Here is a 15,143-nt window from a genome sequence, read left to right as displayed (position 1 = left end):
ATGCCCCATAACAGGCAATGGGGAACCGCAAAAAAAGCAATGACGAGGTGAAAATACCCGAACAAAACCAAACAAAGAACTTTGACGGAGAAATCAAAGCACAACTGTAAAAATGCGGAAAGGGGGAGAGGTAAGGGAAAGAGAGTGCAGAGGGAAAACCTAAAGGGGAGGGGGAAATCCCGCATTTTTGTTGGGTTTTCTTTTTCCCCCTCCCCTTAGGTTGTCCCTTTGCATCCCCCACAATTTAACTGATTTTATCATAAGTCCTATTCCGCAGGAATCATTACAAAATAAACAGCTCGATATATTACGATTTGTCGAGCTGATAAATGTTACCGAGCCACAAACGAGAAAAAACTACAAAATACACCAACGAGATCGCTGCGGGTAGATACCCGCCGACACCCGCAGAAAGGAATGAACAGTTATGTTTGCAAAGATAAATAGTATGGGGCTTTTCGGGCTTAACGCATTTGCGGTGCAGGCGGAGACCGAGGTGAGCAGGGGTACACCCTGCTTTGACATCGTGGGACTGGGCGACACCGCCGTTAAGGAGAGCCGTGAGCGCATAAGGGCGGCTTTCAGAAGTGCAGAGCTTAAATTTCCCCTTGCACGTGTCATTGTAAACCTTGCTCCTGCGGACACCAAGAAAACGGGAAGCGTTCACGACCTTGCCATCTTCGTGTCTATCCTCAAGGCAACGGGGGAGATAACCGACGATCTGGACAGGACGGCTTTTATCGGAGAAGTTTCCTTAAACGGTGATGTCCGTCCCGTTAACGGCGTTCTGCCTATGGTTCTCTGTGCCCAGAGAGAGGGCTTTGATACGGTTTTCGTGCCTGCGGAAAATGCTTATGAGGCAAGCGTTGCCGAGGGTGTGACGGTTTACGGCGTTGAGAATGTCAGGGAAATTCTCGGGCATTTTTCAAGGGAGGCTGTGCTTATCCCTCAGAAAAAATACGAGGTGCTGCCCGAGGAGCGGTTCGATACGGTGGATTTTGCAGACGTTAAGGGTCAGCAGACTGTGAAAAAGGCTATGGAATATGCGGCGGCGGGTGGGCATAATCTGCTGATGATAGGTCCTCCCGGCAGCGGAAAGTCGATGCTTGCAAAGCGGCTTTCCACCATTATGCCTGCAATGACCTTCCGTGAATCGGTGGAGACAACCAATATCCACTCGGTCTGCGGTATCGTTTCACGAGAGGAGCCACTTGTGGTGAGAAGACCCTTCAGGTCGCCGCACCACACCATTTCGGCGGCAGGGCTTTCGGGAGGCGGCGGCGTTCCCCGTCCCGGAGAAATTTCCCTTGCACACAACGGCATACTGTTCCTTGACGAGCTGCCCGAGTTTTCAAGGCAGGCACTTGAGATACTCCGTCAGCCCCTTGAGGACAAGCAGGTGACTATTTCGAGAGCTTCGGGAACGGTCACATATCCCTGCTCATTTATGCTTGTGGCGGCGATGAATCCCTGTCCCTGCGGATATTTCGGGCACCCCACAAGGAAATGCATCTGCGGTCAGAAGCAGGCGAGGGCGTACATAAACAAGATATCGGGTCCGCTGCTTGACAGATTTGACATTCAGGTTGAGGTAGCTCCCGTTGAGTATTCCCATCTGTCCTCAAAAACCAAGGAGGAAAGCTCGGCGGCGATACGTGAACGTGTACAGCGTGCGAGAGAAATTCAGCAGGAGAGGTTCAAGGGTACGGACATTATCTGCAATGCGGGGATAACCTCCGACATTCTTCACGAGGTATGTCCCGTTACCGAGTCTGCAAATGAGCTTCTCAAGGGAGTTTTTGAGAAAATGGGACTTTCCGCTCGTGCTTATGACAGGATTCTCAAGGTGTCCAGGACGGTTGCGGATATGGACGGCAGTGAGGTAATTGACCGTCCTCATATTGCAAAGGCGGTGCAGTTCAGGAGTTTGGACAGGAAGTATTGGAATGAGTAAAAGGAGATGCATATAAATGCTTACAAAACCGCAGTTCGGCTGGAGCGATTTCTCCCTTGAGGGCACTTCCGTATATGGACTGAGCTATCTTACCGATATTGCTTTTGAGTGGATAGATGCGGCGATATCCGGACTGAAAAATCTGAGTCCTTTCTGCGTAAGAGGTAATCTTGAGCCGAACAGATTTCTGTGCGCTGTGAGCTTCTGGAACTGTCATATAATTATTGAAGATGATGCCGGATTTCCTTTAGAGAAGGAAGACATCGTTCACGAGTATTCCCATACAAGTATGCTTGAATTCTGCAGGCAGTTATATGATGATATCAGCAGCTGTACAGATGAATGGGCTTCGTTTGCGGATTATCAGAACGAAAATACGGAAGAAAATAAGCAGGCGCTTACCGGAAAGCTTGAAGAACTTAAAGAGCTTATTATAGAGAAAGAAAAATTTTTCGGTGAGAGCTATTGGTTATTGTGATAAAATGGAAAAAATAGAAGCTTATTATGCTTTGGGAGGCAAAGTGTTATGGCGATGAAAGAAAATATCACAGCGATGCTGACAGCCAAAGATGACAAGGCGGCCTGTGCTTTTGCCGACAAGATCATATCGGAAAGTAAGGATACAGATGAATGGTACGAATATTTTGATGATTTTGCCGCACTTCTTCGTCACCCGAAATCATTGGTAAGAAATCGTGCGCTTTATATTCTTGCGGCAAATGCTCAGTGGGACGAAGAAAACCGTTTTGACAATGTCATATCCGATTTTCTCACGCATATAACTGATGAAAAACCTATCACGGCAAGACAATGCATTAAGGCTCTTGCACAGGTAGGTACGGCAAAGCCTCAGTATATTCCAAATATCTTATTATGCCTTCGGGAGGCTGATCTGTCAAAGTACAGTGACAGTATGCGCCCGCTCATCGAAAAGGACATTGCGGAAACCGAAAGGATATTGGCAAATGCCGATAAATGCTGATATGCAGAAGGCGATATGCCCTGCTTATTGAAATATTTGAAGATATGTGCGTTATATGCGCTGCGGTTTGTTATTCCGCAGCGCTTTTGCTTTTTAGTACAATAGTGCATATGTGTTAATAAATATACTGTATCGGTTGTGCAAAATGTAAAAGTTTGAGAAAAATGAAAAAATCCCTTGACAACGGTGGACAGATGTTATATAATAATATACTGTATCATAATGTATTCTTATGCCTGTTTTACCAATGTTTACTCGGTTTTGAAGCAGAATTTCGGGACTTGCTGCCTGAAATTCCCTGCGTCTGTCAATAATATACGGGGGGCAGTCAGTTCTCTGTTTATGCGGTGTATCGTCGTTTTATGACAGGCTCGGGCATAGCATACATTCTGTTCGGAAGCTTTTTTCCGGATGTTTTTTTCTAAACAAAGTGAGGAGGAGTCCGCCTATGGTGAATGTAAAGCCGGTGCAGCTCGGTAAGACTACACGTATGAGCTTCGGAAAGATAAATGAAGCTCTTGAGATGCCTAATCTTATCGAAGTGCAGAAAAATTCCTACAAATGGTTTCTTGAGGAGGGACTTAAAGAGGTTTTCCGTGATGTTGCCGCTGTCACGGATTATAACGGCAATCTGGTGCTTAATTTCGTCGATTATCATCTCGACGAGACCCCTAAGTATTCGGTCGAAGAGTGCAAGGAAAGAGACGCTACCTATGCAGCTCCGCTCAGAGTAAAGGCTACTCTCTGGAACAAGGAGACCGGCGACGTTAAGGAAAATGAAGTTTATATGGGCGATTTCCCTCTAATGACTGAGAGCGGAACCTTCGTTATAAACGGTGCGGAGCGAGTTATCGTTTCTCAGCTCGTTCGTTCACCGGGCGTTTATTATGCTTTTGAAAAGGACAAGACAGGTAAGGATCTGTTCAAGGCTACCGTTATCCCCAACAGAGGTGCCTGGCTGGAATATGAGATGGATTCCTCCGATGTTGCCTATGTAAGGATCGACAAGAACAGAAAAATTCCTCTTACCACATTTATAAGAGCTCTCGGCTGCGGCACCAATCAGGAGATCGACGATATGTTCGGTCCCAGCGTTATCCTCAGCCAGACTATCCTTGAAAAGGACTCCAACATAAATACTACCGAAGAAGCTCTTCTTGAGATATACAAGAAGCTCCGTCCCGGCGAGCCTCCTACGGTGGACAGCGCTATTTCCCACATCAATATGCTCTTCTTCGACGCTAAGAGATACGATCTCTCCCGCTTCGGAAGATACAAATACAACAAGAAGCTGGGTATCGCTTCCCGTCTTGCAGGTCATTATCTTTCAAGACCTATTGCTAATCCCGCTACAGGCGAAATAATGGCTGACGAGGGCGAGCTTATCTCCTACGACAGAGCCAAGGAGATCGAGCAGGCAGGCGTTATGGAGGCCTGGCTCAAGGTCGAGCACAAGGAGACTGTTACCACCGCTCAGGGCGAGACTCAGAGCCACGTTGAGGAAAAGGAAGTCAAGGTCATCGGCAACGGTATGGTCGATATCAAGGGCTATGTTGACATTGACGCTGCTGCCTGCGGCATTAACGAGCTTGTTTCCTACAAGGTGCTGAGAGATATTCTCGATACTGCTGCGGACAATGACGAGCTTGAGGAAATGATCAAGAAGCGTGCTGACGAGCTTGTACCCAAGCACATTACTCTTGATGACATTTTTGCTACCATCAGCTACTTTATCAATCTCTGCGAGGGCGTCGGCACTGTGGACGATATCGACCACCTTGGCAACAGACGTATCCGTTCCGTAGGCGAGCTGCTCCAGAATCAGTTCAGGATCGGCTTTGCTCGTATGGAGCGCAGCATCAGAGAGAGAATGAACACTCAGGCTCAGGAAGCTGAGACCATCACTCCCCAGAGCCTTATAAATATCCGTCCCATTACTGCGGCTATCAAGGAGTTCTTTGGCTCCTCGCCTCTGTCTCAGTTTATGGACCAGAACAACCCCCTTGCCGAGCTTACTCACAAGAGGCGTCTTTCCGCTCTGGGTCCCGGCGGTCTTTCCCGTGACCGTGCAGGATTTGAGGTTCGTGACGTTCACTACTCCCACTACGGAAGAATGTGTCCTATCGAGACCCCTGAAGGACCTAACATCGGACTTATATCTTATCTTGCTTCCTTTGCGAGAATAAACGAGTACGGCTTTATCGAGGCTCCTTACAGAAAGGTGGACAAGGCAACAGGCGTTGTTACCGACGAGGTTGTCTATATGACTGCCGATGTTGAGGATAATTACACCATTGCTCAGGCAAATGAGCCTCTTACAGAGGACGGAAAATTTGCACGTCCCAGAGTTAACGCCCGTTACAGAGACCAGATCCTCGAGTGCGAGAGGGAAAGAGTCGACTATATGGACGTTTCGCCTAAGATGGTGGTTTCCATCGCTACGGCTATGATACCCTTCCTTGAGAACGATGACGCTAACCGTGCTCTTATGGGTGCGAATATGCAGCGTCAGGCTGTGCCTCTTCTCAAGACTGAGGCTCCTATCGTTGGTACGGGTATGGAGTACAAGGCTGCCGTTGACTCGGGCGTATGCGTTGTTTCCAAGCACGACGGCGTTGTTGAGCGTGTAAGCGCTGACGAGGTCGTTATCAAGGAGGGAACGGGTGCTACCCATTCCTACAAGCTTATCAAGTTCAAGCGCTCCAACCAGGGCACCTGCGTTAATCAGCGTCCCATCGTTTCAAAGGGCGAGGAAGTCCACGTTGGACAGGTGCTGGCTGACGGTCCCGCTACAAGCAACGGTGAGCTTGCTATCGGTAAGAATGCTCTTATCGGCTTTATGACCTGGGAAGGTTACAACTACGAGGACGCCGTTCTTCTTAACGAGCGTGTTGTCCGTGAGGATATATACACCTCTATCCACATTGAGGAATACGAGATCGAGGAAAGAGACACCAAGCTCGGTGCCGAGACCATTACAAGAGATATCCCCAACGTGGGCGAGGACGCTCTCAAGGATCTTGACGACAGAGGAATCATCCGCATAGGCGCTGAGGTAAGAGCAGGCGATATCCTGGTCGGAAAGGTTACTCCTAAGGGCGAGACAGAGCTTACTGCCGAGGAAAGACTCCTCAGAGCTATTTTCGGCGAAAAGGCTAAGGAAGTAAGAGACAACTCCCTCAAGGTGCCTCACGGCGAGTCGGGCGTTGTTGTTGATGTTAAGATATTCACCCGTGAGAACTGTGACGAGCTTTCTCCCGGAGTTAACAAGCTGGTACGCTGCTACATCGCTCAGAAGAGAAAGATCTCCGTGGGCGACAAGATGGCCGGCCGTCACGGTAACAAGGGTGTCGTTTCACGTATCCTTAAATCCGAGGATATGCCCTTCCTTCCCGACGGAACTCCTCTGGATATCGTTCTTAACCCTCTGGGCGTTCCTTCACGTATGAACATCGGTCAGGTTCTGGAAGTTCATCTCGGTATGGCTGCCAAGAAGCTTGGCTGGAAGGTAATGACCCCCGTATTCGACGGCGCTCACGAGGAGGATATCCGTGAATGCTTCAAGGAAGCAGGTATGGACGAGGACGGCAAGATAGTTCTCAGAGACGGACGTACAGGCGAGCCCTTTGACAACAGAGTTACTGTTGGTATAATGTACTACCTGAAGCTCCACCACCTGGTTGACGATAAGATCCACGCACGTTCGGTTGGCCCTTACTCGCTGGTTACTCAGCAGCCTCTGGGCGGTAAGGCTCAGTTCGGCGGTCAGCGTTTCGGCGAGATGGAAGTCTGGGCTCTCGAGGCTTACGGTGCTGCTTATACTCTCCAGGAGATCCTTACTGTGAAGTCCGACGATACTGTAGGACGTGTAAAGACCTACGAGGCTATCGTTAAGGGTCAGAACGTTCCCAAGCCCGGTATCCCCGAGGCGTTCAAGGTTGTTATCAAGGAATTCCAGTCACTCTGTCTCGATATTCAGGTCCTTGACGAAAATAATCAGGAGATCGACCTCAAGGCTACCTTCGAGGACGATGACGATGTTATTCCGCCTCCTGTTTCAGACGCCGATGATTTCGACGAGGGCGACCTTGATGAAGGCTTCTCTCTCGAGGACGGCGAGGACGATGATTTCGGAAGCTCCGATCCCGACGATTACGATGATGTGGGCGACGACGATGCCGATTTCGGCTCAGACGATTTTGACGACGACCTGATCTAAACTAAGTTTTACTGCCGATCCGGCAGCTGCGCATATTTCTGCCTGCCGCTTTTTAAAACGGCGGCAGGCATTATCCTTCGCCGTTCATATGCCCTTTGCAGGGATCACAGCTTGCAGTACGGGCATTTACTCTACTTGATTTAAGGAGTGTAAGCTATTGGAACAGAACACTTTTGAGTCTATAAAAATTGGTCTCGCTTCCCCCGACAAAATCAGAAGCTGGTCTCACGGCATTGTTGAAAAGCCCGAAACCATCAACTACAGAACACAGAAGCCCGAAAGAGACGGTCTTTTCTGCGAAAGGATCTTTGGTCCGACTAAGGACTGGGAGTGCCACTGCGGAAAGTACAAGAAGATACGCTTCAAGGGCAAGGTCTGCGAACGCTGCGGCGTTGAAGTTACCCGTGCCAAGGTAAGACGTGAGCGTATGGGTCACATCGAGCTTGCCGCTCCTGTTTCTCACATCTGGTATTTCAAGGGAACTCCCTCAAGAATAGGTCAGGTGCTGGAGATACCTCAGAAGCGTCTCGAGGAAGTGCTGTACTTTACAAAATATATTATCGTTGATCCGGGAAACACAGGTCTTACAAAGAAAGACCTCCTTTCCGAAAAGGATTATGCCGACAACGTTGAGAAGTATGAGGACGGCTTCTATGCTGCTATGGGCGCTGAGGCTATCCAGGAGCTTCTCGAGGAATACGACCCCGAAAGATATAATCAGTATATCATTAAATATATCGACAAATTCTCTGCTCTCACAGGTCTTTCCGAGGACGAGATCAGGGATATGATCGCAAAGCGTATCCTCGTTATCACCGATAACGGCGAGAACGAGAATTATTCCGTCGGTCAGAAGATCACACGTGCGGAGTACAACTATGACGTGATGAGATACAACCGCTTCGAGGAAGAAAAGAAGTCGGGCAAGTCCATCAAGGTCATTTACGGCTCCAAGTATATCGAGCAGCTCTTTGACGAGAAGATCGAGGCTGCTAACGCAAACGGCGAGTTTGACGAGATCGCCGACAAGTCTAAGTGGGTAAACTGCCTTGAATGGGTGTCAGAGGAGCTTAAAAACGAGCTCAAAGACCTCCCCTCAGGTCAGAAGCGCATAAAGCTTCTCAAGAGACTTGAGATAATCGAGTCTTTCAGGCTTTCAAAGAACAAGCCCGAGTGGATGGTCCTTAATGTTGTTCCCGTTATCCCTCCCGATATCCGTCCTATGGTTATGCTGGACGGCGGCAGATATGCTACCTCCGACCTTAACGACCTTTACAGACGTGTTATCAACAGAAACAACCGTCTCAAGAAGATGCTGGAGCTTGAAGCGCCCGACATCATCATCAGAAACGAGAAGAGAATGCTCCAGGAGGCTGTGGACGCTCTTATCGACAACGGCCGCCACGGCAGACCCGTTACAGGCCCCAACAACAGAGCGCTCAAGTCCCTTTCTGATATGCTTAAAGGTAAGCAGGGACGTTTCCGTCAGAACCTGCTGGGTAAGCGTGTTGACTATTCGGGACGTTCGGTTATCGTTGTAGGTCCTGAGCTGAAAATGTATCAGTGCGGTCTCCCCAAGGAGATGGCTCTTGAGCTTTTCAAGCCCTTTGTTATGAAGCGCCTTGTGGACACAGGCAAGTCCACTAATATAAAGTCCGCCCGCAAGAAGGTCGACCGTGCGGAGAATGATGTATGGGATGCACTGGAAAATGTTATCAAGTCTCACCCCGTTCTTCTGAACCGTGCGCCTACACTTCACAGACTTGGTATCCAGGCATTCGAGCCTATCCTTGTTGAGGGTCGTGCTATCAAGCTTCACCCTCTGGTATGTACAGCATTTAACGCCGACTTTGATGGTGACCAGATGGCTGTTCATCTTCCTCTTTCCGCCGAGGCTCAGACTGAGGCACGCTTCCTGATGCTGGCTGCAAACAACCTGTTAAAGCCTTCCGACGGACGTCCTGTTGCCGTTCCTTCTCAGGATATGGTGCTCGGTTCCTACTACCTCACTATGAAGAAAGAGGGAGAAAAGGGCGAAGGCAAGGTATTCAGAGATGTTAACGAGGCTCTTATGGCTTATCAGGAGGGCGTTGTCAGCCTTCACGCTGCAATTAAGGTCCGTATCTCCAAGGATATCGGCGACAGAAGAGTTTCCAAGATAATCGAGTGTACTGTGGGACGTCTTATCTTCAATGAGAATATCCCTCAGGATCTGGGTTATGTTGACAGAACAAATTCCGAAAAGCAGTTTGACCTTGAGATAGACTTCCTGGTTAAGAAGAAGCAGCTTTCGGACATCATCGAAAGATGTATCAAGACTCACGGCACTACCACTACTTCCGAGGTGCTTGACAGAGTTAAGGCTCTCGGATTTAAATACTCCACTAAGGCTGCCATCACCGTTGCTGTTTGCGACGCTGAAATTCCTAAGGAAAAGGCTGCTATCCTCGAGGCTGCCGACAAGCAGGTCGAGAAGATAAACGCTATGTACCGCAGAGGATTTATCTCCGCTGCCGAAAAGTCCAAGCGCTTCATTCAGATCTGGAACGGCGCTACAGACGATGTTACCAAGGCTCTGCAGAACGGTCTTGACAAGTACAATCCCATCTTTATGATGGCGGACTCCGGTGCCCGTGGTTCTATCAACCAGATCCGTCAGCTGGCCGGTATGAGAGGACTTATCGCCAATACCTCCGGTTCTACCATCGAGATGCCTATCAGAGCTAACTACCGTGAAGGACTTAACATTCTGGAATACTTCATCTCCTCCCGTGGCGCACGTAAGGGCCTTGCCGATACGGCGCTCCGTACTGCGGACTCCGGTTACCTTACAAGACGTCTCGTAGATGTTTCTCAGGACGTTATTATCCGTGAGGAGGACTGCGGCACAGACGAGGGTATCGAGATCTACACTATCAAGAACGGCAATGAGATGATCGAGCCTCTCCAGGAAAGACTTCTGGGCAGATATCTCCTTGAGGATCTCTACGATCCCGCAACGGGAAATCTCATTATCAGCAAGAACAAGCTCATTACCGATGCTGACGCCAAGAAGATCGTTGACGCAGGCATTGAGAGAGTCAAGATACGCTCCGTTCTTAACTGCCACGCTAAGCACGGCGTTTGCGCTAAGTGCTACGGCGCTAATATGTCCAACAACAACCTTGTTGCTGTCGGTGAGGCTGTCGGCGTAATCGCTGCTCAGTCCATCGGTGAGCCGGGTACTCAGCTTACGATGAGAACCTTCCATACGGGCGGTATCGCATCTGCCGAGGATATCACACAGGGTCTTCCCCGTGTCGAGGAGCTGTTCGAGAGCAGACGTCCAAAGAATGCCGCTATCATCGCTCGTTTCGGCGGCAAGGTAAGTATGACCGAGATAAAGAACACCAGAAACGTTATCATCACCGACCCCGAGACAGGCGATGAGGAATATTATCCCGTTCCTTACGGCTACAAGATCAAGGTCCATGAGGGCGATACCGTTAACAAGGGCGACGCTCTTACAGAAGGCTCCATCAATCCCGGAGATATCCTTGAGATACTTGGTCAGCAGGCTGTTCAGAACTACATCATCACCGAGGTACAGAAGGTTTACCGTCTCCAGGGTGTTGATATCAACGACAAGCACATCGAAGTTATTGTTCGTCAGATGCTCAAAAAGGTTCGTATCGAGGACGGCGGCTCCACATTTATGCTCCCCGGAGCTGTGGCTGACCGCAAGGAGATATTCGAGGAAAACCAGAAGCTCAAGGCGAGAATGGAAGCAGGCGAGGAGGATATCAGACTTATCACCTTCAAGCCCATTATCCAGGGTATCACAAAGGCTTCCTCCAACTCTGACAGCTTCCTGTCCGCAGCTTCCTTCCAGGAGACCACAAGGGCTCTTACGGACGCTGCTATCAAGGGCAAGAGCGACCACCTTCTCGGACTCAAGGAGAACGTTATTATCGGTAAGCTTATCCCTGCAGGTACAGGTATGGACGTTTACAACAACGTTCAGCTCGTCAAGACAGAGACAGCTCCCGAGCATACCGTGCTTCACTAAAAATATTACTCAGGGCAGTCCCGAAACGGACTGCCTTGTTTGTTAAAATGACCTATTTGATAGGATTTGCAGCCCACTCAGGTTGTAAAAAGCGACAAAAACAAATTTTAGCTTCGGAATTTGTATAAAATGCTTGACAAGCGGGGAAAATGCGTGTATAATAATAAAATGTGTGATGGTATAAATTTGTACCAAGCACGGAAATCTATGAAAGGAGATGTATCAATGCCTACCTTTAACCAGTTAGTTCGCAAGGGAAGAGACGTTATTGAGAAGAAGTCCACAGCTCCCGCTCTTCAGAAGGGCTACAATGCCAAGAAGAAGATCGCTATCGACCTCAGCTCACCTCAGAAGAGAGGCGTTTGCACCGCTGTAAGAACCGCTACACCTAAGAAGCCTAACTCCGCTATGAGAAAGATCGCCAGAGTTAAGCTCACAAACGGCAACGAAGTTACAGCTTACATTCCCGGTATCGGACACAACCTTCAGGAGCACTCTGTTGTTCTCATCAGAGGCGGAAGAGTTAAGGACCTCCCCGGTGTGCGTTATCACATCATCAGAGGTACTCTCGACGCTCAGGGTGTTGCTAAGAGAAACCAGGCTCGTTCCAAGTACGGTGCCAAGAAGCCCAAGGCAGGAGCTGCTAAGTAAGTTCACTGCAAAATTTTTAAGTAGACTCAGATGAAACCACACAGCGATTGATTTATAATTGTGGAGAATTCATTTTTATATAGATGGACCTCTGCATTGGACGACGTGTCGTGGAAGAAACGAGTACCTATGATATCATTACTATGAAGGAGGGAAGTATTGTGCCAAGAAGAGGTAAAATAGCTAAGCGTGAGGTTCTTTGTGACCCCGTTTACAATTCAGAGATCGTTACCCGCCTTGTCAACAATATAATGCTCGACGGTAAGAAGGGCGTTGCTCAGAAGATCGTTTACGGAGCTTTTGAAATTGTTGCTGAAAAGACAGGAAAGGACGCACTTGAGGCGTTCAACGAGGCTATGGAAAACATCATGCCTCTCCTGGAGGTAAAGGCTCGCCGTGTGGGCGGTGCTACCTACCAGGTTCCTATGGAGGTTAGACCCGAGAGAAAGCAGACTCTTGGACTCAGATGGCTTACTACTTACGCAAGAGCAAGAAACGAGAAGACTATGAAGGAAAGACTCGCAGCCGAGATCATGGACGCTATGAACGGACTGGGCGGCGCTTGCAAGAAGCGTGAGGATACTCACAAGATGGCTGAAGCTAACAAGGCATTTGCTCACTACAGATGGTAACAGAGCCTTAAAGCCGAAGCAGTACGTTATAAACGCAGCTAAATTTTGGAGGAAAAGCTATGCCAAGAGATTGTTCACTTGAAAAAACAAGAAATATTGGTATCATGGCTCACATCGACGCCGGTAAAACCACCACCACCGAGCGTATCCTTTTCTATACGGGTGTCAACTACAAGATAGGTGAGACTCACGAGGGTGCTTCTACGATGGACTGGATGGAGCAGGAGAAGGAAAGAGGTATCACCATCACTTCCGCTGCTACCACAGCGCACTGGGGAGACCACAGAATCAATATTATCGACACCCCGGGCCACGTTGACTTTACAGTTGAGGTTGAGCGTTCGCTTCGAGTTCTTGACGGTTCTGTAACAGTTTTCTGTGCAAAGGGCGGCGTTGAGCCCCAGTCTGAGACCGTTTGGCGTCAGGCTGATAAATATCAGGTCCCCAGAATGGCTTACGTTAACAAGATGGACATTATGGGTGCAAACTTCTACCACGTTGTAGATATGATGCACGAACGTCTTAAGTGTAACGCAGTGCCCATTCAGCTTCCTATCGGTTCCGAGGATGACTTTAAGGGACTTATCGACCTCGTTGAGATGAAGGCAGAGGTTTACTACGACGATCTGGGCAAGGATATGAGAGACGAGCCTATTCCCGAAGATATGATGGAGCTTGCTCAGAAGTATCACGACCAGATGGTTGAAGCTGCTGCCGAGATGGACGACGAGATCATGGAAAAATACCTCGAGGGCGAGGAGCTTACGGTTGAGGAGATCAAGAAGTGCATCCGCAAGGGCTGCATCGAAAACAAGCTTGTTCCCGTTACCTGCGGCACCTCTTACAGAAACAAGGGCGTTCAGAAGCTTCTTGATGCTATTGTTGACTATATGCCCTCTCCTCTCGATATCCCCGCTATCAAGGGCGTTAACCCCGAGACAGGCGAGGAAGAAGAAAGACCTGCTTCCGATTCAGAGCCTTTTTCTGCTCTGGCATTCAAGATCGCAACAGACCCCTTTGTTGGAAAGCTCTGCTATTTCAGAGTTTACTCCGGTACTGTTGACGCAGGCGCTACTGTTCTTAATGCAACTAAGGACGGCTCCGAAAGAATGGGTCGTATCCTTCAGATGCACTCCAATCACAGAAAGGATATCGAAACCGTTTATTCGGGCGATATCGCAGCTTGTGTAGGTCTCAAGAACACCACCACAGGCGATACTCTCTGCGATCCCAAGCACCCCATTATACTCGAGTCTATGGAATTCCCTGAGCCTGTTATCCAGCTCGCTATCGAGCCTAAGACTAAGGCAGGTCAGGAGAAGATGGGTATCGGTCTTGCAAAGCTTGCCGAGGAAGACCCCACCTTCAGGACCTGGACAGACGAGGAAACCGGTCAGACAATCATTGCAGGTATGGGTGAGCTTCACCTCGATATCATCGTTGACCGTCTCCTCAGAGAGTTTAAGGTAGAGGCAAACGTTGGTGCGCCTCAGGTTGCTTACAAGGAAACTATCAAGAAGCTTGCTGATGTTGATCACAAGTATGCTCGTCAGTCCGGCGGTAAGGGTCAGTACGGTCACGTTAAGATCAAGGTTGAGCCCAACGAGTCCGGTAAGGGTTACGAGTTTATCAATGCCGTTGTCGGCGGTGCTATTCCCAAGGAATACATTCCCGCTGTTGACAAGGGTATTCAGGGCGCTATGAAGGCAGGCGTTCTCGCAGGCTATCAGGTCGTTGACGTAAAGGTTACTCTTTACGACGGCTCCTACCACGAGGTCGACTCCTCCGAAATGGCATTCTCCATCGCCGGTTCTATGGCGTTCAAGGAGGCTATGAAGAAGGCTGATCCCTGCATTCTCGAGCCTATTATGAAGGTATCCGCTATCGTTCCCGACGACTTTATGGGAACTGTTATCGGTGACCTTAACTCCCGTCGTGGTCAGATCCTCGGTCAGGAGACAAACAACGGCACCGCTCAGGTTGACGCTCTTGTTCCTCTGTCCGAAATGTTCGGTTACTCCAACGACCTCCGTTCCAAGACTCAGGGACGTGGCCAGTATTCTATGGAGCCCGACAGCTACACCGAGGTTCCCAGATCCGTTGCAGAAAAGATCATGTCTGCAAGAAACAAGGCAAACTAAGTTTTGCAAAATTGTAATATTTTACGAAAATTTACAAAAAAGGCTTGCAATTCATTTGCAAATCTGTTAAAATGATAGCATAAGCTTTTTTTAACCTAAATTAAAGGAGGAAATTTTCCAATGGCAAAGGCACATTTCGAAAGAACAAAACCCCACGTAAACATTGGTACCATCGGTCACGTTGACCACGGCAAGACTACTCTTACCGCTGCTATTACAAAGTATCTTTCCCTCAAGGGTCAGGCTCAGTTCGAAGGCTACGCTGATATCGACAAGGCTCCCGAGGAGAGAGAGAGAGGTATCACAATCAACACCGCTCACGTTGAGTATGAGACTGACACTCGTCACTACGCTCACGTTGACTGCCCGGGCCACGCTGACTATGTTAAGAACATGATCACCGGTGCTGCTCAGATGGACGGCGCTATCCTCGTTGTTGCTTCTACAGATGGTCCTATGGCTCAGACTAAGGAGCACCTTCTTCTCGCTCGTCAGGTTGGCGTTCCCTACATCGTT

9 protein-coding genes are annotated in these 15,143 nt (G+C 49.0%); all 9 read left to right on the top strand.

Annotation, left to right across the window (positions count from 1 at the left end; genetic code table 11):
• Positions 1-427: 427 nt before the first annotated feature.
• Complete coding sequence (locus tag ACR0QN_RS12555) at positions 428-1,954, top strand: YifB family Mg chelatase-like AAA ATPase (protein ID WP_432651560.1); 1,527 nt, start codon at positions 428-430, stop codon at positions 1,952-1,954.
• A gap of 16 nt (positions 1,955-1,970) precedes the next feature.
• Positions 1,971-2,432, top strand: coding sequence for a hypothetical protein (locus tag ACR0QN_RS12550; RefSeq protein ID WP_432651559.1), 462 nt, complete (start codon positions 1,971-1,973; stop codon positions 2,430-2,432).
• A 48-nt stretch (positions 2,433-2,480) separates the two neighbouring features.
• Positions 2,481-2,936: a SufBD protein gene (locus tag ACR0QN_RS12545; RefSeq protein ID WP_432651558.1), complete on the top strand. Its 456-nt coding sequence runs from the start codon at positions 2,481-2,483 to the stop codon at positions 2,934-2,936.
• 448 nt (positions 2,937-3,384) lie between these two features.
• Complete coding sequence (gene rpoB, locus ACR0QN_RS12540) at positions 3,385-7,155, top strand: DNA-directed RNA polymerase subunit beta (RefSeq protein ID WP_432651557.1); 3,771 nt, start codon at positions 3,385-3,387, stop codon at positions 7,153-7,155.
• A 157-nt stretch (positions 7,156-7,312) separates the two neighbouring features.
• A complete protein-coding gene (gene rpoC, locus ACR0QN_RS12535) occupies positions 7,313-11,203 on the top strand; it encodes a DNA-directed RNA polymerase subunit beta' (protein ID WP_432651556.1) in 3,891 nt (1,296 codons plus the stop codon).
• A 225-nt stretch (positions 11,204-11,428) separates the two neighbouring features.
• Positions 11,429-11,854, top strand: a complete 426-nt coding sequence (gene rpsL, locus ACR0QN_RS12530) for a 30S ribosomal protein S12 (RefSeq protein ID WP_432651561.1) — start codon at positions 11,429-11,431, stop codon at positions 11,852-11,854.
• 161 nt (positions 11,855-12,015) lie between these two features.
• On the top strand, positions 12,016-12,486 hold the full coding sequence (gene rpsG / locus ACR0QN_RS12525) for a 30S ribosomal protein S7 (RefSeq protein ID WP_432651555.1): 471 nt from the start codon (positions 12,016-12,018) through the stop codon (positions 12,484-12,486).
• A 59-nt stretch (positions 12,487-12,545) separates the two neighbouring features.
• A complete protein-coding gene (fusA, locus tag ACR0QN_RS12520) occupies positions 12,546-14,627 on the top strand; it encodes an elongation factor G (protein WP_432651554.1) in 2,082 nt (693 codons plus the stop codon).
• 120 nt (positions 14,628-14,747) lie between these two features.
• Positions 14,748-15,143: GTP-binding protein (locus ACR0QN_RS12515; protein ID WP_432651553.1), on the top strand; the 396-nt coding region annotated here is incomplete at its 3' end.

This window comes from Huintestinicola sp. (assembly GCF_050874005.1).
In the GTDB taxonomy this organism is placed as follows: domain Bacteria; phylum Bacillota; class Clostridia; order Oscillospirales; family Ruminococcaceae; genus Huintestinicola.
This window is presented reverse-complemented; position numbering and strand designations above follow the sequence as displayed.